Annotated in this window: 21 protein-coding genes and 1 riboswitch; of the genes, 16 read left to right on the top strand and 5 right to left on the bottom strand. The window is 64.1% G+C overall.

Annotated features, from left to right (window positions below):
* Positions 1-13 precede the first annotated feature (13 nt).
* The 8 genes from BTW08_RS12320 to BTW08_RS12285 all read left to right on the top strand — a co-directional run bounded on the left by BTW08_RS12320 (position 14) and on the right by BTW08_RS12285 (position 7592).
* Positions 14-928 carry an MBL fold metallo-hydrolase gene (locus BTW08_RS12320; protein WP_075562808.1) on the top strand — a complete coding sequence of 305 codons (915 nt, stop codon included), beginning with the start codon at positions 14-16 and terminating at the stop codon, positions 926-928.
* Positions 929-986: 58 nt separating this feature from the next.
* On the top strand, positions 987-2273 hold the full coding sequence (locus BTW08_RS12315; RefSeq protein ID WP_246837724.1) for an FAD/NAD(P)-binding oxidoreductase: 1287 nt from the start codon (positions 987-989) through the stop codon (positions 2271-2273).
* Between the two features lie 16 nt (positions 2274-2289).
* On the top strand, positions 2290-4083 hold the full coding sequence (gene sulP, locus BTW08_RS12310) for a sulfate permease (RefSeq protein ID WP_075562807.1): 1794 nt from the start codon (positions 2290-2292) through the stop codon (positions 4081-4083).
* A 41-nt stretch (positions 4084-4124) separates the two neighbouring features.
* Positions 4125-4565 (top strand): TIGR01244 family sulfur transferase, encoded by a 441-nt coding sequence (locus tag BTW08_RS12305; protein WP_075562806.1) that lies wholly within the window; start codon positions 4125-4127, stop codon positions 4563-4565.
* An 85-nt stretch (positions 4566-4650) separates the two neighbouring features.
* On the top strand, positions 4651-5109 hold the full coding sequence (locus BTW08_RS12300; protein ID WP_075562883.1) for a hypothetical protein: 459 nt from the start codon (positions 4651-4653) through the stop codon (positions 5107-5109).
* Positions 5106-5519 carry a DUF6691 family protein gene (locus BTW08_RS12295; protein ID WP_075562805.1) on the top strand — a complete coding sequence of 138 codons (414 nt, stop codon included), beginning with the start codon at positions 5106-5108 and terminating at the stop codon, positions 5517-5519. The genes BTW08_RS12300 and BTW08_RS12295 overlap by 4 nt, the downstream gene beginning before the upstream one ends.
* A gap of 76 nt (positions 5520-5595) precedes the next feature.
* Positions 5596-6291, top strand: coding sequence for a response regulator (locus BTW08_RS12290; RefSeq protein WP_075562804.1), 696 nt, complete (start codon positions 5596-5598; stop codon positions 6289-6291).
* Entirely contained in the window at positions 6288-7592 is a 1305-nt protein-coding gene (locus BTW08_RS12285; RefSeq protein ID WP_075562803.1) for a HAMP domain-containing histidine kinase, read from the top strand. Before BTW08_RS12290 ends, BTW08_RS12285 begins: the two co-directional genes overlap by 4 nt.
* A 67-nt stretch (positions 7593-7659) precedes the next feature.
* Here BTW08_RS12285 and dsbG read toward each other — a convergent pair whose 3' ends face one another.
* The 3 genes from dsbG to dsbD form a co-directional block, all read right to left on the bottom strand.
* Positions 7660-8442 (bottom strand): thiol:disulfide interchange protein DsbG, encoded by a 783-nt coding sequence (gene dsbG / locus BTW08_RS12280; protein ID WP_246837723.1) that lies wholly within the window; start codon positions 8440-8442, stop codon positions 7660-7662.
* 75 nt (positions 8443-8517) lie between these two features.
* Complete coding sequence (locus BTW08_RS12275) at positions 8518-9342, bottom strand: prolipoprotein diacylglyceryl transferase family protein (protein ID WP_075562801.1); 825 nt, start codon at positions 9340-9342, stop codon at positions 8518-8520.
* Positions 9343-9344: 2 nt separating this feature from the next.
* Positions 9345-11261 (bottom strand): protein-disulfide reductase DsbD, encoded by a 1917-nt coding sequence (gene dsbD, locus BTW08_RS12270; RefSeq protein ID WP_075562800.1) that lies wholly within the window; start codon positions 11259-11261, stop codon positions 9345-9347.
* A 166-nt stretch (positions 11262-11427) separates the two neighbouring features.
* Between dsbD and BTW08_RS12265 the strand changes: the two genes are divergently transcribed.
* Positions 11428-11964 (top strand): DsrE family protein, encoded by a 537-nt coding sequence (locus BTW08_RS12265; RefSeq protein ID WP_075562799.1) that lies wholly within the window; start codon positions 11428-11430, stop codon positions 11962-11964.
* A gap of 167 nt (positions 11965-12131) precedes the next feature.
* Here the strand turns inward: BTW08_RS12265 and crcB are convergent, their stop codons facing one another.
* Together crcB and BTW08_RS12255 are read right to left on the bottom strand one after the other, a co-directional pair.
* Positions 12132-12509 (bottom strand): fluoride efflux transporter CrcB, encoded by a 378-nt coding sequence (gene crcB, locus BTW08_RS12260; RefSeq protein ID WP_075562798.1) that lies wholly within the window; start codon positions 12507-12509, stop codon positions 12132-12134.
* 96 nt (positions 12510-12605) lie between these two features.
* A riboswitch (Fluoride riboswitch) is annotated at positions 12606-12690 on the bottom strand.
* A gap of 74 nt (positions 12691-12764) precedes the next feature.
* On the bottom strand, positions 12765-14567 hold the full coding sequence (locus tag BTW08_RS12255) for a sugar phosphorylase (RefSeq protein WP_075562797.1): 1803 nt from the start codon (positions 14565-14567) through the stop codon (positions 12765-12767).
* 283 nt (positions 14568-14850) lie between these two features.
* Here BTW08_RS12255 and nrdR point away from each other — a divergent pair, with 283 nt between their 5' ends.
* The 7 genes from nrdR (at position 14851) to BTW08_RS12220 (ending at position 20597) form a co-directional block, all read left to right on the top strand.
* Entirely contained in the window at positions 14851-15339 is a 489-nt protein-coding gene (gene nrdR / locus BTW08_RS12250; RefSeq protein WP_075562796.1) for a transcriptional regulator NrdR, read from the top strand.
* A gap of 81 nt (positions 15340-15420) precedes the next feature.
* Positions 15421-16569, top strand: a complete 1149-nt coding sequence (ribD, locus tag BTW08_RS12245; RefSeq protein ID WP_075562795.1) for a bifunctional diaminohydroxyphosphoribosylaminopyrimidine deaminase/5-amino-6-(5-phosphoribosylamino)uracil reductase RibD — start codon at positions 15421-15423, stop codon at positions 16567-16569.
* 291 nt (positions 16570-16860) lie between these two features.
* On the top strand, positions 16861-17994 hold the full coding sequence (gene ribBA, locus BTW08_RS12240) for a bifunctional 3,4-dihydroxy-2-butanone-4-phosphate synthase/GTP cyclohydrolase II (protein WP_075562794.1): 1134 nt from the start codon (positions 16861-16863) through the stop codon (positions 17992-17994).
* A gap of 180 nt (positions 17995-18174) precedes the next feature.
* Positions 18175-18657, top strand: a complete 483-nt coding sequence (gene ribE, locus BTW08_RS12235) for a 6,7-dimethyl-8-ribityllumazine synthase (protein ID WP_075562793.1) — start codon at positions 18175-18177, stop codon at positions 18655-18657.
* Complete coding sequence (gene nusB, locus BTW08_RS12230; protein ID WP_075562792.1) at positions 18654-19154, top strand: transcription antitermination factor NusB; 501 nt, start codon at positions 18654-18656, stop codon at positions 19152-19154. The genes ribE and nusB overlap by 4 nt, the downstream gene beginning before the upstream one ends.
* Position 19155: 1 nt before the next feature.
* On the top strand, positions 19156-20127 hold the full coding sequence (gene thiL / locus BTW08_RS12225) for a thiamine-phosphate kinase (protein ID WP_075562791.1): 972 nt from the start codon (positions 19156-19158) through the stop codon (positions 20125-20127).
* Positions 20124-20597, top strand: a complete 474-nt coding sequence (locus tag BTW08_RS12220) for a phosphatidylglycerophosphatase A (RefSeq protein WP_075562790.1) — start codon at positions 20124-20126, stop codon at positions 20595-20597. Before thiL ends, BTW08_RS12220 begins: the two co-directional genes overlap by 4 nt.
* Positions 20598-20862 lie beyond the last annotated feature (265 nt).

Raw genomic sequence — 20862 nt, 5'->3', positions numbered from 1 at the left:
CTAAGGAGCCGTCATGAACACCTTTGCTCTCTCTCGAGGCGACAGAAATAAAGGCCGACCCGATGTCGCCGGTTTCTTCGACCCTCGCACGTTCAGTATCCAGTACATCGTCAGCGATCCCGCCACGCGTTGCTGCGCGATCATCGATCCAGTGCTCGATTACGATGAGAAGGCCGGGGCGACGGCCACCCTGCAGGCCGACGAGCTGCTGGCCTACGTCGAGCGTGAAGAGCTCGTGGTCGAGTGGATTCTCGATACCCATCCGCACGCGGATCACTTCTCCGCCGCGCGCTATCTGCATGACAGGACCGGCGCGCCCACCGCCATCGGCCGGCCGGTGACGCAGGTGCAGGCATTGTGGAAGGAGATCTACCACTGGCCGGACCTGAAGGACGACGGCAGCCAGTGGGATCATCTGTTCGACAGCGGCGATAGCTTCAAGCTGGGCGATATCGATTGCCGCGTGATGCACTCGCCGGGCCATACGCTGGCCTCGGTCACCTACGTCATCGGCGATGCCGCCTTCGTTCACGACACCCTGTTTCAGCCCGACTTCGGTACCGCCCGTGCCGACTTCCCCGGGGGCAGTGCGCACCAGCTGTGGCATTCGATCCAGTCGATCCTCGCGCTGCCCGACCAGACGCGCCTGTTCACCGGTCACGACTACATGCCCGACGGCCGCGAACCTCAGTGGGAAAGCACCGTGCGCGAGCAGCGCGAGACCAACAAGCATCGTTTGAGCGACAGCAGCGAGGCTGAGTTTGTTGCGCTGCGTGAGAAGCGCGATAGCGAACTGCCGATGCCAAAGCTGATCCTGCACGCCCTGCAGGTCAACATTCTCGGTGGCCGCCTCCCCGAACCGGAGAGCAACGGCAAGCGCTATCTGAAATTGCCGCTCGACGCCCTGGCAGGCGCCGCGTGGGAGTGAGAAGGCGTCGTCGCCAAGCGCTATCGCGCCGCGCCGAATCGACTAAAGGGAGCCAGTCATGAACGAATCGACAGTCATGAACGAATCGACAGACACGAATCAGTCGACAGCCGCGAACGAAAAGTACCATGACATCGTTATCATCGGCGGTGGGGCGGGGGGCATCGCGGTCGCCGCGAGTCTTCACAAACGCCGTGCGGATCTCGATATCGCCATCGTCGAGCCCGCACAGGATCACTTCTACCAGCCCGGCTGGACGCTGGTCGGCGGTGGCGTATTCACTGCTGAACAGACCCGGCGTTCGATGCACTCGGTGATGCCGAGCTTCGTCACCTGGTATCAGGCCGCGGCGGAACAGCTGCTGCCGGAATCCCGCCAGGTCGTGCTGGGCAACGGGACGACGCTTGGCTACCGGGCACTGGTGGTTGCGCCAGGTCTCGAGATCGACTGGCAGGCGATCGATGGTCTCGAAGAGACGCTGGGCAAGAATGGCGTGACGTCGAACTACCGTTTCGATCTGGCGCCCTACACCTGGTCGCTGGTTCAGGCAATGCGAGGCGGCAAGGCGCTGTTTACCCAGCCGCCAATGCCGATCAAGTGCGCCGGGGCGCCACAGAAGGCGATGTATCTCTCCTGTCACGAGTGGGAGAAGCAGGGCGTCCTGAACGGCATCGATGTCCATTTCCACAATGCCGGCGGTGTGATGTTCGGTGTCTCGGACTTCGTGCCGGCACTGGACGAATACGTTCAGCGTTACGGCATCCACAAGCAGTTCCAACAGAACCTCATCGCTGTGGACGGCCCGGCCCAGAAGGCGCGTTTTCGCGTCACGAGCGAGGATAGCAGCGAAGAGATCGAGACCGATTTCGACATGCTTCACGTCGTGCCGCCTCAGCGCGCCCCACGGCTGGTGCGCGAATCGTCACTGGCCAACGAGGGTGGCTGGCTCGATCTCGATGCCGACACTCTCCAGCACAACCACTTCAGTGATGTCTTCGGTCTCGGCGACGCCAGCGGTACCGGCAACGCCAAGACGGCCGCCGCCGTGCGCAAGCAGGCACCGGTAGTGGCGGACAACCTGCTGGCTGTGCTCGATGGCAAGCCGATGCCCTCCGGCTATGCGGGATATGGCGCCTGTCCGTTGACGGTCGAACGCGGCCGCGTGGTGCTGGCGGAGTTCGGTTACGGCGGCAAGTTGCAGCCGACGTTCCCGTCCTGGATCAATCAGGCGACACGGCCGACCCGGCTCGGCTGGAACATCAAGGCGCAGCAGCTCCCCTTCATTTACTGGAATCTGATGCTCAAGGGGCACGAATGGCTGGCCAAGCCGCAGGCGCGCACTTGATCGAGGCCGGCAGATCATGAATCAGCCGCAAAAAGCCGGATTGGCACGCTGGCTCCCGATCCTGGATTGGGGGCGGCGTTACAACGGCGGGTTGCTGGGCGAGGATCTGCTGGCGGCCATCATCGTGGCGCTGATGCTGATCCCGCAGGCGCTGGCCTACGCCATGCTGGCGGGACTCCCGCCGGTGGTGGGGTTGTACGCGAGCCTGGTGCCGCTGGTCGTCTACACCCTGCTGGGGAGTAGCGCGACGCTCTCCGTCGGCCCGATGGCGGTGGTGTCTCTGATGACGGCATCGGCGCTTTCACAGGTTGCCGAGTCCGGATCGCCGAACTACATCGCCGCAGCCCTGGTGCTGGCACTGCTCTCCGGGGCCATTCTGCTGATCATGGGGCTATGTCGGCTGGGCTTCCTGGTCAACTTTCTGAGCCACCCGGTGATGACCGGCTTCGTCAGCGCCTCGGGCGTGCTGATCGCGGCAAGCCAGCTCAAACAGCTGCTCGGTATCGATCTCTCCGGTTCCACGCTGCCGGCACTGTTATCCCGGCTACCCTCGGCGCTGGACAGCGTCAGCCTGCCGACCGTGATCATTGGGATTGGGTCGCTGCTGCTACTGGGGCTGATACGGGGGTGGGGCAAGTCCGCGCTGGAACGCTGTCACGTACCGGCCCGTGTGGCTGCCGTGCTGGTCAAGCTGGCGCCCATCGTCACCATCGTGTTGGCGGCGCTGGTCGCCGGCGCGGCGGGATGGCTAGGCCGCGACGTGGCCGTCATCGGCGAGATCCCCGCCGGGCTGCCACCGCTGACCCTGCCCGATTGGGAGCCAGAGCTGTGGCGATCGCTGATCGGTTCGGCGGTGCTGATCAGCATCGTCGGCTACGTGGAGTCGGTCTCGGTGGCCCAGGCGCTGGCGGTGCGCCGCGGTGAGCGCGTCGATCCGGACCAGGAACTGATCGGGCTCGGCGGGGCCAATCTGGCGGCGGCGTTCACCGGCGGCATGCCGATCACCGGCGGCTTCTCCCGCTCCGTGGTCAATTTCGACGCCGGCGCTCGCACCCCGGCGTCCAGCGCGTTCACCGCCGTGGGTATCGCGCTGGCCATGCTGTTTCTGTCGCCCTGGCTGCGGGAACTACCGATGGCGACACTGGCGGCGACCATCGTCATCGCCACCGTCTCGTTGGTCGATCTGGCGGCGTTCAGGCGCGTCTGGCGCTATGCCCGCGGCGAAGGCATCGCCATGTCGGCGACCGCACTGGCAACGCTGATGCTGGGCGTCGACGTGGGCATTCTGGTCGGTGTCGCCATGTCGCTGGCGCTGCACCTCTATGGCACCAGCCGGCCTCATAGTGCGGAAGTCGGCCGCATTCCCGGCACCGAGCATTTTCGCAACGTCCGCCGCCACGCCGTGGAAACCGACGCCGGGGTCGCCATTCTGCGCGTCGACGAGAGCCTCTACTTCGCCAACGTCCGCCACCTGGAAGACCTGGTCACGGCAGTGGTTTCTCGCGATCCGTCGCCGCGGGATCTGGTATTGGCCTGTCAGGCGATCAACGTCATCGACGCCACGGCGCTGGAAAGTCTCGAGGCGCTCAATCGGCGTCTTCGAGACCGGCAGATCGGGCTGCATCTCGCCGAAGTGAAAGGCCCGGTGATGGATCGGCTGAGTCGCACTGAACTGCTCGAAACGCTCAATGGCCGCGTTTTCCTGAGCACCTTCGATGCCTGGTGCGAGCTGCACGGCCGTGGCTCGGCGCCGCTGAGCCATCCCTGTATCGAATCACCGACGCCCGGTCAATCTGTAACAGCGGGTTGATGACATCAACGTCATCACCAAACGAGCAAGACGAGGGAATCATGGAAATCAAGTCACTTGATGAGCGATTGAGCGTCACCGCGCAGCCCCAACTCGAAGAGCTGGAGCAACTGGCAGTTCAGGGGTTTTGCACGATCCTCTCCAATCGTCCACGGGGCGAGAGTGAGGATCAGCCAGATCCTGATGCCCTGAAAAGCAAGGCAGAATCATTGGGCATGGTCTGGCATCAGGTCCCGGTCAAGCCGGGTGAATATTCGCAGGCTGATATCGAAGCGTTCGAGCACATCTTGAGTAACTCTCGAAAGCCCATTATTGGCTTCTGCCGCTCGGGCAAGCGCGTCACCGATCTATGGGCTCTGTCACAGGCAAGGCATCGCCCCGTCCCTGAACTCATCGAGGCTGCACAATCCGCCGGTTATGACTTGGAGCCCCTGCGTGAGCGCCTCGAGCAGCAGGCAAGCCAGGCGGTCCGAAGGAGCTGATCGGTATGTGACGTCGGCGCGGCCGAGCATTCGAAAATAGCTGGTTGACGACAGCTGGTTGACGACACTGGCAATGGGACACGAGATGGAAACGATAAGTGCGTTGCAGGGGTTGCTGGGTGGGGTCCTGATCGGACTTTCCGCTACCCTGCTCATGGGGCTGTTGGGACGGATCGCCGGTATCAGCGGGATCCTCTCCGGGCTGGTTTTCGAGCGTGGCGGGGACAGGCCCTGGCGTGTCGCGTTTCTGCTGGGAATCGTCTCCGGGCCGGCCTTGCTGATCCTGGCTGGCCTGGACTGGGGCAATGTGGCAGGCGACAGCGGGGCGATGATCGGTGCTCCGACGAGCGGGCTGACGACGATGTTGATCGCCGGCCTGCTGGTCGGGTTGGGCACCGGTCTGGGTAGCGGCTGCACCAGCGGGCATGGGGTCTGCGGATTGGCGCGTCTGTCGCCCCGGTCGATGGCCGCAACGCTCGTCTTCGTACTTGTTGCCATGCTGACCGTGTTCGTGTCGCGTCACTGGCTGGCAGGTGCACCATGAAAATGCTGGCAGGTTATTTAGCGGGATTGCTGTTCGGTCTCGGGCTGGCGATCAGCGGCATGACCGATCCGGCGCGTGTCATCGGCTTTCTCGATGTCGCTGGCGCCTGGGATCCGACCCTGATCTTCGTGCTGGGCGGTGCCGTCGTCACCACGTTCATCGGTTACCGGCTCGTCTGGCGACGCCAGATGCCACTGCTCGAATCCCGGTTCCAGCTGCCCACCCGCCGTGACCTCGATACCCGGCTGCTGGGCGGTGCCGCACTTTTCGGTATCGGTTGGGGGCTTTCAGGGTATTGCCCGGGACCGGCGGTCGCCTCGCTGGCGGGGCTGAGCTGGCCGCTGGCGGCATTCATTATGACCCTGCTGCTGGGTTGGTGGCTGGCCCGTCGGCTCTCTCCCGCTCACTGATCGGCGAGCTCATTCCGACATCATCGCCGTCCGCCAGACTGTGGCAGGAATGGATCGGATCGCAAACGGGGAAAACATGCGCGTACTACTCATCGAGGACGATGCACCGGTGGCGGCAGGCATCGAAGCGGGACTGGCGCTGAGCGACTACGTCGTCGATATCGTGACCACGCTGGACGGTGCACGCGGGGCGTTGTCCGCGATCGACTACGATGCCGCGGTGCTCGATCGCCGTTTGCCCGATGGCGATGGTCTGACGCTGTTGCAACAGTGGCGTCGTGCGGGTATTGCCATGCCAGTACTGATGCTGACGGCGAGAGACGCCGTTGCCAGTCGTGTCGAAGGGCTCCAGGGCGGGGCCGACGATTATCTGGTCAAACCGTTCGACCTTGATGAGTTGACGGCAAGGCTGCAGGCGCTGTTGCGCCGCAGCGCCGGGCAGATCGACCGCTCCCTTCGCTACGGGCGCCTGGCGCTGGACCCCGTCGCTCGCAGCGTAACGTTGGATGGCGCACCGGTGGTGTTGGTGCGTCGCGAGCTGATGCTGCTGGAGGCGCTGATGCGCGCGCGTGGGCGGATCCTGAGCGCCGACCAGTTGAAGGACCGCCTTTACGGCATCGATGACGAGATCGAGAGCAACGCCCTCAACGTGCATATCTACCAGTTGCGTCGCAAGCTGGGACGCGAAGTGATCGAGACGGTCCGGGGCGTCGGCTACCGTCTCGGCGCGCTTCCCGCCGACGAGCGACTTCATGGCGACATACCCTCATGAGCCTTCGGCTGCGTCTCGTCGCCACGCTCGGGATCACGCTGATGCTGCTGTGGGGGCTGACGGCGGCGTGGTCGATGCGCGATCTCTCGAGCCAGCTCGAACGTTCGCTGGATCAGCGTCTGGCTCAGTCGGCGCGAATGGTGGCCGGCCTGCTCGATCGCGTGCCGGCGGCGGCCTGGGATGGAGAAGTGGGCGAGACGTCGACCATCCCTGCGCTCGAGGGCGTTGCCTGCCGCGTGTCGTCGCTGCGCGGGCAGGTGGTGGCGGGTACGCACCCTGAAATGAACGATGTTCTCGCAGTCGATGACGAAGGCTACAGCTACCGCGATCACAACGGCCAGCGCTGGCGCGTCTATACCCTGGTCGACGACGATAAGCGCATCACCGTGGCGGATCGCCTGCGGGAGCGGGAGTCGTTGCTGGCCCAGGTACGTCGTGCGGCGTTCTATCCCTTTTTACTCGCTTCGATCGGCAGCCTGATCGCCCTGTGGTGGGGCGTGACCCGGGGTCTGTCGCCACTTTCGAGGCTGCAGCGGCGCCTGATGTCACGCGATCACGACGATCTCTCGGCACTGCCGATCCGCGGTTTGCCGGGGGAAATTCGTCCGCTGATCGATGGATTCAACACGCTGCTTGCGCGCACCCGGCGCATGCTGGAGTTGGAGCAGCGCTTTACCGACGATGCCGCGCATGAGCTGCGCACGCCGCTGACCGCGATTCGGACCCATCTTCAGATCGCGCGACGCGTCGACGGCGATCCCCACCAACAGGCGATGCAGCAGGCGGAGGCGGGGGTGGCGCGGCTGACGAAGACGCTCGACCAGTTGCTGTTGTTGGCACGCATGGAAAGCGAGGAGGTCGCGCAGGGGAGTGTCGACCCCACGCGGCTGGGAGAGGCCCTGGAGGCCGCGATGGTGGAGACCGGCAGTCGTGAACGGTGCCACTGGCGCGCATCAGTCGACCGACTTCATGTCGCGCTATCCGGGGAGTTGCTGGTGATTGCGCTGCGCAATCTGCTCGAGAATGCCATGCGGCACGGTTTGTCTGACACCCCGATCGAGATTGAAGCGCAGCGGATGAACGGCTTGGCCGTGATCGACATCGTCAACCAGGGCGAAACCATTCCGCCCGAGCAGATCGCCCGCCTAACGGAGCGTTTTCATCGCGGCAATCATCCCCAGGGCAGCGGCCTGGGGTTATCCATCGTTGAGGCGATCGCCACCCGGGCCGGCGGCAGCCTGCGGCTCGCCTCCGGCGACGGTATCGGGCTGCGCGTCACCCTCTCGCTGCCCCTGGCCTGATTCGCCAGAGGCATATGAGCAAGGATGGGTGAGCAGGAAGTGGATAAGCAGGGCCGGACAGGAAAGCTCAGGGCGAGTCGCTACCCATGATGGAGTGCAGCTTGTCCGGGGTGGGCGCGCCCATGACCTTGTGCACCTCGCCATCGTCGTCCTGATAGAAAATCACCGGTGTGGCATAGAGCTGGGCGTCGCGCATCACTTGCGTATTGTCGGCGACCCACTGCTCGCTCTGATCGGTTCCCTCGCTGTCCGGCATGGCGCCGGTGCGATAGTGTTCGGCGATCGCGGCGCTGGGATCGTCTGCAGCTAGAATCGCGGCGGCTTTCTCGGGGCTGTCCGCTTTCAGAATGCCCACCATCAGGTGACGAATCTGGACATCACCGTTTTCGACCCAAGGCTGAGCGTCCTGCCAGAACTTGCGGCAGTAGGGGCAGTTGGGATCGCTGAAGGTGTAGACCACTCGCGATGCATCGGTATCGCCCTCGCGAACCCAATGGTGGTCCGCCATTGCCTTCCATAGCTCGGCATTCTTGGGCCCATCGACGAGCTGTTCCAGCGGCTCGGCGGAGACGTCCCGGCCCTGGGCGTCGATCAGCGTGCCGACGACGGCATGCTCGCCGTCCGGCGTCAGAAAGGCCGCGACAGACTGACCGCGTACGCTGGCGGCGTAACCCTTGAGACCGCCGGGCGCATCGAATTCACCGTGAATGGTGAGGCCCTGCTGCTCGAGTGTCTGAATCGGCGCCGGCCAGTCATCGGCGGCGGCGGGAAGGCTTGCCGCCAGAGCAATACTGGCGGCCATAGGCAGCGCGAGCCGTAGTGACATCATTCGGGGGGTGTGATGTTGCATCGTTGTCGTCTCCGTTTGTGAATGCCTGGCGGGAAGGTCAAGTGAAGCGCTCGGGTTGAAAGCGCGTCTGGACCGTCATGGGGTGAAGCGCTCGAGACTGCGATCTAGCGTGGCACGGGAAAGCTCACCGAAGTGGGTATCGACGAGCTGGCCGTCGGCGTCGTAGTAGAGGGTGGTCGGCATGGCCATGGCACCCACCTCCCGACCGAAGGTCATATCCGGATCGCGATAGAGATGATCGAGCGAGAGGGACTCCCGTTGCAGAAACGTCTCGATGGCGTCGACGCTCTCGCCCTGATTGACGAACACGAACGACACGTCGTTCCGCGCCTGCTGGGCCTGCTCCAGCATCGGCATCTCGCGACGACAGGGTGGACACCAGCTCGCCCAGAGATTGACCACCATGGGCCGGTCGGCTTCCTGCAGCACGGTGGGCAGAACTACCGGCGAGCCACCGAGAGCTGCCAGCGGGATCGAGGGCAGGCTCGCCCCGCGGGGCGCCATCAGCGTCAGGGCGCCAGCGGTCATCGACCACGCCAAAGCACCCGAGAGAACCGCTGCACCCAACGGGCGACGCATGGCCGGCTGCCGCCAGAAACGCCAGGCCAGATAGGCGAAAGCGATCGCCAGCCCGGCCAGCGGCTCGAACCCGCGATCCCGGATGTCTAACCAGGACCAGAACGTGTCGTAGCTCTGCCAGTAGCGGGCCACGAACACGATGCGTGCGCCGATGACGCCGATCAGCAACGCATTGAACAGAACATCGCCGACGCTGACCTGTCGACGACGGCCCATCCAGGGACCCACGATCAGGGCGACGACCATGGCCAGGGCCAGCAGAAGCTGACCCAGACTCACGCCCAGCGGCCCCAGGGCGATACTGCGATCGAGCGGATTCATGGTCAGCCCTCCGTGGACTCGTTGGCGCGCTGTCTGGCCTGCGCGTAGCGCTCGAGAAAGGCCTCGGCATCCAGTTCACCGATGATGCGGGCGCTGCGCTGCTCCCGACCGTCGGGGCCGAACCACATCAGCGTCGGCGGGCCGACGATGCCGAAGTACTGCATGATCGCCTGATCCTCGTTGTCGTAATCCGTGACGTCGATACTCAGTCGCTGCACGTCCTGGAGCGCCTTCTTGACGGCCGGGTCGCTGAACACTTCCCGTTCGATGACTTCGCAGGAGACACACCAGTCGGCGGTGAATTCGACCAGTGTCATCTGGCCGCTGTTGGCGGTTGCCTGGACGCGGCGTTCGAGCGTGGCCAGATCCTTCACGTCGTCGAACGCGATAGGCCCGGACTCGCTGGCGTTTTTGGAGGCCGTTGCCACACCGCTTGCGACGTAGACCGACAGCGGTCGCCACGGGTCGTTGGCGCCACCGGCGGCACCGATCAGGATCAACGTGCTCCACAGACCGATGATGGCGGCACTGGCGGTGGCGAACTGGGGCAGAATGCTACCCGTGCCGTTGCCCCGCGCCATGGCGACGAGGGCGATCGCGGCGCCCAGGCCCAGCGCGCCCCACAGGCCAAGAACGATGGCATCCGAGAAAATTCGGGCGACGAACCAGATCGCCATGCCCAGCAGCACGAAGCCGAACAGCGCCTTGACGCGGGTCATCCAGGCGCCGGGCCTAGGCAGCAACTGGCTGCCGAGCGTGCCGATCAGCACCAGCGGGGCCCCCATGCCGAGGCCCAGCGCGAGCAGCGCCGCGCCGCCCAACCACGGATTGCCGGTTTCAGCGATGAAGAGCAGGGCGCCGGCGAGAGGAGCGGTCATACAGGGGCCGACCAGCAGGGCGGAGAGCCCCCCCATGACGGCGACGCCCTTGAATCGGCCGCCGCGCTGTCTCGACAGTCCCGAATCCAGGCGTTGACGCAGCGCTCGCGGCAGTTCGAGCTCGAAGGCACCGAACATGGCGAGCGCCAGCACCACGAACAGCACCGAGAAAATGCCGATGAACCAGACATTCTGGAACAGCATCTGCAGATTGGCGCCGGCCATGGCCGCGGCCACACCCAGTGTCGCGTAGGTCGCGGCCATGGGGAGAACGTAGGCGAGCGAGAGCACGAAGCCGGCGGCTCGCGGATTCTCCCCGCTGCGACGTTGGCCGACGATCAGGCTGGAAAGAATGGGGATCATCGGCAGCACGCAAGGCGTGAAGGTCAACAGCAGCCCCATGCCGAAGAACGCTGCCAGCGTCCAGATCCAGTTGCCACCGGCGAGCTGCACCGCCAGTTGCTGATCTTCCGCCATCGCCGCGTCTGTCCGGGGCTTAGGCTGAGTGGTGGAGCCTGGCGCGACAGACGTTGATGTCGTGGATGACGCATTCGGCGCATCGGCCGAGGCATCCGTTCCCAGCGCGTTCGCGTCGGTGGTGCTGCCCCCCGAGGCATCTGCGACGGACTCCAGATCGAAGGTTCGCTGCTGGGGCGGATAGCAGAGGCCGGCATCGGCGCAACCTTGCCAGTGAAGGGTGAGGGTATCGGCTTCCCCGGGGTGCATGGTCATGTGCAACGCATGACGATAGATCTCGGAACGACCGAAGTACTCGTCCTCGATGGTCTCCCCTTCGGGGGTATCGAGCGACAGTTCGCGCTCATCGGCTTGAGCAGAGAAGCTGTGGCGATAGAGGTAATAACCGGGCTCGATCTGCCAGTCGATTTCCACCTCGTCGCCGTCTTGTATCAGCGTCGGTTCGAAGGCCTGATCCGGCGGCAGGAAGTCGCTCTGTTGCCCGAACGGATCCTGCGCCATGGACAGCGTGGCGACACCGAGCAATGCCAGCATCATGATCCACTGGACTCGCCTTGACCGCATTGACTTCCCCTTCGCTCCTGCCCGCATCGGCTGCGCTCCTGATTCGATGGCGACAGATTGGCCCATGGGGATGAGCTGAAAATGAACCCTTGCTATCGCTGCCGGTAGCGTATATTCATTTATTGAATATCGTTATTCTTTTTATGAGATCTAAGTGGAGGTCAAAATGCACAATTACCCCTCATCGCAGTGGCTCGACTCTTTGGGGCTGATTCGAGGCAAACCCGGTAATGCCGAACTGGCGATCCCCGGTTCACCGCGGCCCGTGGGGCAGGCGGTTGATCAGTGGCTTCCCGCGCCCGGCAAGACCTGTCATGGGCTCTTTCAGATTTCCAGTGCGGCCGATGCGCCGGATCGAGTGCATGGCGGTGTCATGCGGCTGATACGAACGCTCAATCTGATGTCACAGGCCGAGGTGGCATGCCGGGCCGTGGTCGTCGTTGCCGGGCCGGCGACGCCATGCGTGTTGAAATCTGCAGCCTATCGCGAGCGGATTGCCGAGCCGTCGCTCGAGGAAAACCCCAACGCGCCCTGGTGGAGCGCTCTGCGCCAGCAAGGTGTACCGGTGCTGGTCTGCCTGCAGGCGCTGGCCGCTCAAGGGCTATCGCTCGAGGAGGTCGAAGCCGGTATCGAGCCCGTTCAGTCAGGCTTGAGCGCAGCGTTGGCACTAGGACGGCATGGGTTCGTCACGCTGTCTCTCTGATTCCGGCCCGGCGAAGATATCTCACTGGCGCTGGATCCTGCTGCCAGCGAAATGGTCGAGGGCGACCTCTACGCTACGACCGCTACTGCCGGAGCGGACGAGCGTGCCTGAGTCGTCGATCTGGCGCCGCCGGTCTGATTCCTCAGGTCTGACGCTGCCGGTCCATGTCAGTGCCTCAGCCAGCCGTAGCAGGCGATGCCGAGCATGGTCATCGCGAACGAGCCGATGACGTGTACCAGGGTGCCGGTCAGCGCCCAGGCCCAACGACCGTTCTGGATGGCGCCGACCATTTCGGCCGAAAAGGTGGAGAAGGTCGTCAAAGCGCCCAGCAGGCCGGTGATCGCGAATAGCTTCCACTCCACGCTGAGCGAGGAATCCTGAAAGAAGCTGAGCGCGACGCCGATCAGCCAGGCGCCAGCCAGATTGGCGATCAGCGTGCCGGGGGGGATGTGCAGGAAGTAGCCGTTGTACTGGGCACCAAGCCACCAGCGGAGATTGGCACCGATCGCGGCGCCGGCGCTGATGGCCAGAATGGGGATCCACATGCTGTTGAATTCCTCGTCAGAAGCTCGTTGGCAGAGCGGTGTTCCGGGGCGAGGAGTGCTATCGACGTTCACGCCTGCACAGGACACACCTCGGGTGTGTTGGCAGGCATCATCAGCGCGAGGCGGTTTGCCGGGGCACTGGGCGCGCCGCGGCGGGAGGAATACCATCTCCCGCTGCTACTTTAGTCAGACCTCGGTCTCCCGGCAAGAGTGATCGTCCCCGCGGTGGCTTGCCGGAGAAGCGACCAGTACTGCTCAGGGTTGCACCAGCCACAGGCTTCGATAGGGCCGCAGGATGTCGCGTTCGTCGGGATGCGGACTCCAGTTCTTGCCGTCCTTGAGTACGTCGTACCACTCGCCGTCGTTCAGTTCGTCGATCGCCAGCGGCTGGCGAGTATCGCTGATGTTGTAGATCGCCAGCAGGCGACGGCCATTGGCGAGCGGCCCGCGCTCGATGGCGAAGATGCCCGGAGGCGTGTCGAGTACGCGCTGCGCCGCCTCGGGATGAAAGCAGGGCTCGTTGGCACGGATGTTGAGGCGTCTCTTCAGTGAGGTGAACGCCTCTCGGGTCGGCGTGCTGCGGCTGTCGATGAGTTCGTCCAGCTCTTCCTTGGGCCAGCGACGTCGGTTGATCGAGCGCAACTTGCCGCTGCGCTCGACACCGCCATGGTCGTTGAGCGTCGCGGTCAATGTGTGGAAGTAGACCCCCGGGATACCCTGCAGCGCCAGCATCAGGTTCTGACTGCACAGGAAGCGTTCGACTTGCCAGGCGTCCGCGCCCCGGCGCGTACCCTTGAGGGCGTCGTAGTAGGTGATGTTGATCTCGTAAGGAGAATCGCTGCCATCGGCGTTGGTCTTCATGCTGACGTAGCCGCCGAAGCGGTGCATCAGCTCGAGCATGACCTCGACCTCGTGGGGCGGCAGCAGTCCTTCGAGTGCTCTGACCCCGATTCCGTCATGGCTGGCGGTGAAGTTGAAATAGGTGCAGCCCGGCGGCAGCGCCGGCAGGCTTCGCGCCCACTCGCTCAGGGTGGTGGCATCGCCGCTGGTCAGCGTGTGCACCAGCAGCGGCGGCAGCGTGAACTGATAGATCATGTGCGCTTCGTCGGGCAACGACTGGGGCTGCAGGGCTTCGCTGCCAGTCGCGCCCGGGGCCAGCCGTTCCAGCCCAAAGTAACTCATGTTCTCGTGATGCGGCACGTTGGTTTCGGTGATCAACAGCGTACCCGGCGCCATGAAATCCAGAATGGCCCGCAGCAGACGCACGATGGCATGGGTCTGGGGAAGGTGAACGCAGGAGGTGCCGACCTCCTTCCACAGATAGGTGATCGCATCGAGTCGAATGAGGCGCGCGCCCTGCTGGACGTAGTAGAGCAGAATGCCGATGAATTCAAGCAGGACGTCCGGGTTGGCGAAATTGAGGTCGATCTGGTCCTCGGAGAAGGTCGCCCATAGATGCCGAGTGCCTCGGCGCGTCGAGACCGGCACCAGCAGCGGCGAGTTGCGCGGCCGCGTGACCATCGAGAGATCCGTGTCCGGATCCATCTCGATGAAATAGTCGCGTCCCGGCTGCGTTCCGGAGAGGTAGTCGATGAACCAGAGCGAATCGCGGGAAACGTGGTTGATGACCAGATCGACCATCAGATCGACTCGGGAAGCGAGTCGACGTACGTCCTGCCAGTCACCGAGTTTGGGATTCACCTCGCGGTAATGAATCACCGAGAAGCCGTCGTCGCTGCTCCAAGGAAAGAACGGCAGGATATGCAGGCCGCTGAACGTGCCGTTGAGCCGCGTGGCGAGGAAGTCGTCCAGCACCTCGAGCGGAGGACGCTCGCCATCGATGATGGTGTCGCCGTAAGTGATCAGAATCTGGTCGCGTTCGCTCCACATCGGACGGGGCGCCGTGTCCAATGCACTTCGCTGGTGCATCAGCAAGGTCATCAGTCGTCGCATGACCTCGTCACGACGGGGGCCGTAGACCTCTTCCAGACGCGCGGCGGCGCGCTCGATGAAGGCTTCTTCGGAAAGCGCATGATAGTTCGCGGCACGGCTGGGCATGGGAGCGATTCCTGATCATCGGATGGCGTACGCGGCGCACGGGTCGGAACGCCGATGTGGCGGTTGGTTACGGTATCCTTGCAGAAGACGGGCCAACATGAAAATTGACGGGGACTTTCAGTGTATTTCCGCTAGATTGGTCAAACCGTTACACTCTCTATCATTCATTCGACACCGTTCTCGCGTTTGCTTGACAGGTTATCTCGTTTACTCGGCAAGTATCATCTCGTTCAACAACAGTGGCGGTTCCCGAGTCGCCCAAGCCCACAGGTAGATTCCGACGATGCATTGCCCGTTCTGTGGTACGCACGATACCAAGGTGACTGACTCCCGCCTGGTGGCCGAGGGCGATCAGGTGCGTCGCCGCCGTCAGTGCGCCGCATGCGGGGAGCGCTTCACGACCTACGAGACCGCCGAGCTGGTGATGCCCCGCGTGGTCAAGTCCGACGGCTCCCGCGAAAGCTTCGACGAGCAGAAGATGCGTGCCGGCATGGCGCTCTCCCTCGAAAAGCGCCCGGTCAGCGTGGAGTCCTTCGAAGCCGCCGTCGAGCGTATCCGCCAGCGGCTGCGGGCTCGTGGTGATCGCGAAGTCGAGGCCCGCGAGGTCGGGGAGGAAGTGATGGAGACGCTCAAGCGTCTCGACCACGTCGCCTACATTCGTTTTGCCTCTGTCTACCGCCGCTTCCAGGATCTCGACGAGTTCCGGGCCGAGATCGATCGGCTGTCCCAGGAACCGAACCATTCCTCGAGTGACGACGACAACCCGCGCTGAATCGGCACTGTTTCCATTCGGCAGCTCGACCCTCCAAGCTGCCGTCTTCTCGAGCGAGCCGCCATGTCTGACCCTTTGTCCATGTCTTCGTCCAGATCTTCCGTTGCAGCCACCGGCACTTCTCATGCCAGCATGAGTCGCGCCATTCAGCTTGCCTGGCGGGGGCAGTACACCTGTGACCCCAATCCGCGCGTCGGCTGCGTGCTGGTCAAGGATGGCCAGGTCGTCGGCGAGGGTTTCCATGCGCGTGCCGGCGAAGCGCATGCCGAGATCAACGCGCTGCGAATGGCCGGTGAGGCCGCGCGCGGGGCGACGGCGTTCGTCACCCTCGAGCCCTGCTCGCATACCGGGCGCACCGGCCCCTGCAGCCAGGCATTGATCGAGGCCGGAGTCGCGAGGGTGGTGGCGGCGATGGAGGACCCCAATCCGCAGGTCTCGGGGCGTGGTTTCGCGATGCTGCGCGAGGCAGGTATCGACGTCGAAGTGGGGTTGCTGGAGGAGGACGCACACCAGCTCAATCCCGGATTCATCCGCCGCATGCGCGACGGCATGCCGCGTGTCACCTTGAAGATGGCGATGAGTCTCGATGGCCGTACGGCGATGGCCGACGGTGAATCCCAGTGGATCACCGGGCCCGTCGCGCGGCAGCAGGTCCAGCGACTGCGCGCCGCCTCGAGCGCCATACTGGCGGGCGTGGAATCGATCATTTTCGACGATTCCCGGTTGACGGTGCGCGCCGAGCAGTTGGGGCTGGAAAATGGCGTCGAGATCGCCCAGCGCCAGCCGCTACGAGTGATCCTCGATAGTAGTCTGCGTCTGCCGTTGGCCGCGGCTTGCCTGAGCGAACCCGGGCGTACGCTGGTCTTCACGCTGCAGGATGAAACCGATCCGCGCTGGGGCAAGCTGGCGGCCGCCGGTGCTGAACTGGTCTCGATGCCCGCCAACGCCGAAGGGCGTGTCGAATTCGACGCCGTGCTGCGCTATCTAGCGACTCGGGAGGCGTGCAACGAGGTTCTCGTCGAGACCGGCGCCACGCTGGCCGGTGCGCTGCTGGAGGCGGACTGCGTCGACCGGCTGGAGCTGTTCATGGCGGCGACGCTGCTGGGCAGCGAAGCTCGGCCGCTGTTCGCGTTGCCGGGGCTGGCCAAGATGAGCCAGCAGCGGCGATTGAAAATCGAGGATATCCGCGCGCTGGGAGACGACTGGCGCATATCCGCGCGTCCGGTCTGATGTTCCTGGACCTGATCTAATGTTCCAGGACCGGATATCCGGGTCCTGGTATTCGCCGACCTGGTATTCGCCGACCTGGTATTCGCCGACCTGATATTCGACAGTCTGACATTCGCCGGTCTGATATTCGATGGCCTGATACCCTCGAGGCGCTAGTCATGCCTGCCGGCAATTCCTGGGCAACGGGCGTCTCCATCACCCGACAGTGGCGTCCGTGTCTCGCGACAGGTAGGCTGTGCCGCATCGAGCCTTCGTGCTTTCGAGATCGTGAATTCCGTGGACGAATCAGCAATGACGACAGCGCAACCGAGCCAGCTGGCCCGCATCGAGGTCCTGATCGAAGAGATTCGGCAGGGCAGGATGGTCATCCTGATGGATGACGAGGATCGCGAAAACGAAGGCGATATCATCATGGCGGCCGAGTGCGTCGAGGCCGAGCATATCAATTTCATGGCGCGGCACGCCCGCGGGCTGATCTGCCAGCCAATGTCGAAGGCGCGCTGCCAGCAGTTGAAGCTGCCGTTGATGGTCAGTGACAACGGTTCCGGCTACGGCACCAAGTTCACCGTTTCCATCGAGGCTGCCAACGGCGTCTCCACGGGTATCTCCGCTGCCGATCGCGCGCTCACCGTGCGTGCGGCGGCGGCGCGTGGCGCCAGGCCGGAAGATATCGTTCAGCCGGGTCATATCTTCCCGCTGATGGCGGAGCCGGGTGGCGTGCTGCGTCGGGCCGGCCATACCGAAGCAGCCTGCGATCTGGCGACCATGGCCGGATTCGAGGCGACCGGCGTGATCTGCGAGATCATGAACGACGACGGCAGCATGGCGCGGCGTCCGGAGCTCGAGCGCTTCGCCGCCGAGCACGACATCAAGATCGGCACCATTGCCGATCTGATCCACTATCGCATGCTCAACGAGCGCACCGTCGACGCGGTGGAGCAGACGCCGGTGACGACCGCCTTCGGCGAGATGATGCTGCACGTGTTCCACGACACCATTCAGGACAAGCATCACCTGGCGCTGGTGAAGGGCAAACCCGAGCCTGACTCGGCGACGACGGTGCGCGTGCATGGCGGGGATACGCTTCGCGACCTGCTGGCGCTATGCCGAGCGGACAGCCACTGGACGGCTCATACCGCGTTGGCCGAGATCGCTCGGGCGGAAGCCGGCGTGTTCGTGCTGCTCGACGATGCCCGCCCCGAGGGCGACTTCAAACAGCAGCTCGACGTGCTGTTGGGGCGGCGCGCTTCACCGCGTTCCAGCGCCTCCGACGGCTCGGGGAATTTCCTGTCGATCGGCACCGGCGCGCAAATCCTGCGTCAGCTCGGCGTCGGCAAGATGCGGCTTTTGAGCTCGCCGTGGCGCTTCTCCGCGCTGTCCGGTTTCGATCTGGAAGTGGTCGAGCTGGTCAGCGGCGACGCCTGAGCGAAGCACGAGTCAATATCTCGCCATCCTGGTGAGGATAGCCAGGCCGCGCGGCCATGGTAAGATGGCCGGCTTCGCGCGCCGAGCGCCAGCGTCTGGCGCCGGCCAATCAGACTGTTTTATCGTGTGTCAGGTTCGAATGCGTGATGAACCTGACCGCAGTGTATCCGGAAACCGACAATGCAACCGATCGCTCAACTGGAAGGTCAGTTCACCGATGTCGATGGCCGCTACGCCATCGTCGTGGGACGCTTCAATCACCACGTCGTCGATAGCCTCGTCGAAGGTGCCGTCGACAGCCTGACGCGCCATGGCGTCAGTGAAGAGAACATCGAGCTGATTCATGTTCCGGGCGCCTGGGAACTGCCGCTGGCGGTCAAGCGCGTGCTGCAGGTTTCTCGACCCGACGCCGTGGTGGCGCTGGGAGCGGTGATTCGTGGCGGCACACCGCACTTCGAATATGTGGCGGGCAACTGCAATGCTTCGCTCAGCAGCTTGCAACTCGAGTTCGGAACCCCGATCGCCAACGGCGTGTTGACGGTCAATTCGATCGATCAGGCGATCGAGCGCGCCGGCACCAAGGCCGGCAACAAGGGCACCGAAGCGGCGATGGCGGCAATGGAAATGGTATCTCTGTTCAAGCGACTGGGAGGCGAGGCATGAGTACACCGTCACGGCAGCCGTCACCGGCTCAGGAATCGCGCCGCGCCGCCCGCGAACTGGCCGTTCAGGGTCTTTATCAGTGGCAGATGACCGGCAAGTCGATCACCGCCGTCGAGGCCGAATTTCGCGCCCAGGTCGGCGATGACGATCTCGAGGATCACGAAAACTGGCACAAGGTGATGCAGATCGCCGACCAGGCGCTGTTCCATGACCTGCTGCACAATACCGCCAACCAGAAAGCCGAGCTGGACGCGGCCATCGCGCCGCTGCTCGACCGACGGCTGGAAGACCTCGACCGGATCGAACTCGCCATTCTGCGCCTCGGCGCCTACGAGCTGAAGCATCGTCCCGAAGTTCCCTACCGCGCGGTGATCAACGAAGGGGTCGAGCTGGCCAAGATCTTTGGCGCGACCGATGGTCACAAATACGTCAACGGCACTCTCGACAAGCTCGCCTCGCGACTTCGGGGCGCCGAGGTCGCTGCTCGCCGTCGTTGATATGAATCGCGCTTCGTCGAGCGAATTCGAGCTGATCGCACGCTACCTGTCGCGCCCCGCGGCGCCGGAGCGTAGCGACGTCGTCGTCGGAAACGGCGACGACTGCGCCGTGCTGACGCCGTCCCCCGGGCATCAGCTGGCGATCAGCGTCGATACGTCCGTGGTCGATGTCCACTTTCCCCAAGATGCCCCGCCGGCGGCCATCGGTCATCGGGCCCTGGCCGTTGCCTTGAGCGATCTTGCGGCGATGGGCGCGAAGGCGCGTTGGTGCTGCATGGCGCTGACGCTGCCCGCGGCCGATGCCGAATGGCTGGCGGCGTTCGCCGAGGGCTTTCGTGAACTGGCCGACCGCAGCGGTTGCGAACTGATCGGCGGCGACGTCACGCGAGGTCCGCTGACGATCGGCGTGACTGTGCATGGCGAGCTGCCGGCCGGCACGGCATTGCGGCGTAGCGGCGCGCGGGAGGGCGATCTGATCGCGGTGACCGGCTATCCCGGTCGTGCCGCCGCCGGGCTCGAGCGTTGGCAGCGCGGCGAGCAGGAGTCCGATCACCCGTTGCTCGAGGCCTATCTACGCCCTGAGCCACGCCTGGCGGCCGGTGAAGCGTTGCGGGGGCTGGCCAGCAGCGCGATCGACGTTTCCGATGGCCTGCTGGCGGATCTGGGGCACGTGCTGGCGGCGTCCGGTGTCGGCGCGCGGCTCGACCTCGAGGCCTTGCCGCTGGCGACGCCGCTGCGGGCGATTCTTGAGCTGGACGATGTTCGCGAGCGGGTTCTCAATGGCGGCGACGACTACGAACTGCTGGTAACGCTTTCGGCCGCCGATCTGGCCGAGGCCCAGCGCCGGCTCGCTCCTTTGCATCTGCCGTTGACGCCCATCGGCCGAGTCGTTGCCGGTGAAGGCATCGAGGGAGTCGCGCCGCGTTATCTGGCGCACCGCGGCTGGGACCACTTCCCGGAGATCGTCTCATGAATCGGGCTCCTTCGAGCGTCTGGCGCCGTCCGACACATTTCCTGGCCTTTGGGCTGGGCAGCGGTGCGGTGCCGTTCGCGCCCGGAACCTTCGGCACCCTGGCCGCGATTCCGTTCTACTGGCTGCTCTCGGGTCTGCCGTTGACGATCTATCTGGGCTTGATGGGCATAGCGACGCTGGTCGGCATCTGGCTTTGCGAGACCACCTCTCGCGACCTCGGCGTTCACGACCATTCCGGCATCGTCTGGGACGAGTTCGTCGGTTATTGGCTGACCATGGCGGCGGTGCCGTTCTCCTGGGAGGCCGCGTTGTGGGGTTTCGTGGTGTTCCGCGTGTTCGACATTCTTAAGCCCTGGCCGATCCGCTGGGTCGATCGTCGCGTTGCGGGAGGGATCGGCATCATGTTCGATGACATCCTGGCTGGCGTCTACGCCTGGAGCACCATGCACCTCTGGTTCTGGCTGCACTGAGCCACGAGCCACGAGCCACGAGCCACGAGCCACGAGCGAAACAAGACGACTCCCCATGCAGGACGAGTCAGTGTGGATTTAAGGAAACGCTGAATAAATTGCCGAAGGCGATGAAGGGCAAGGCGCACGGCCCGCAGAGAACGAGACATGACATGGGGCTAGGCGAGTTCCGATCAGACCGGCGCACCGGTACCGCGCAACGCAGCCATTCGCGCGTGCAGGCATTTATGCAGTGGTTCCCTAACAGCGTTTCTATTGCCAACGT

The sequence above is a fragment of the Salinicola sp. MH3R3-1 genome (assembly GCF_001937155.1).
In the GTDB taxonomy this organism is placed as follows: domain Bacteria; phylum Pseudomonadota; class Gammaproteobacteria; order Pseudomonadales; family Halomonadaceae; genus Salinicola; species Salinicola halophyticus.
Note: the sequence above shows the minus strand (reverse complement) of the source record. Positions and strands in the feature narration are given on the sequence as shown.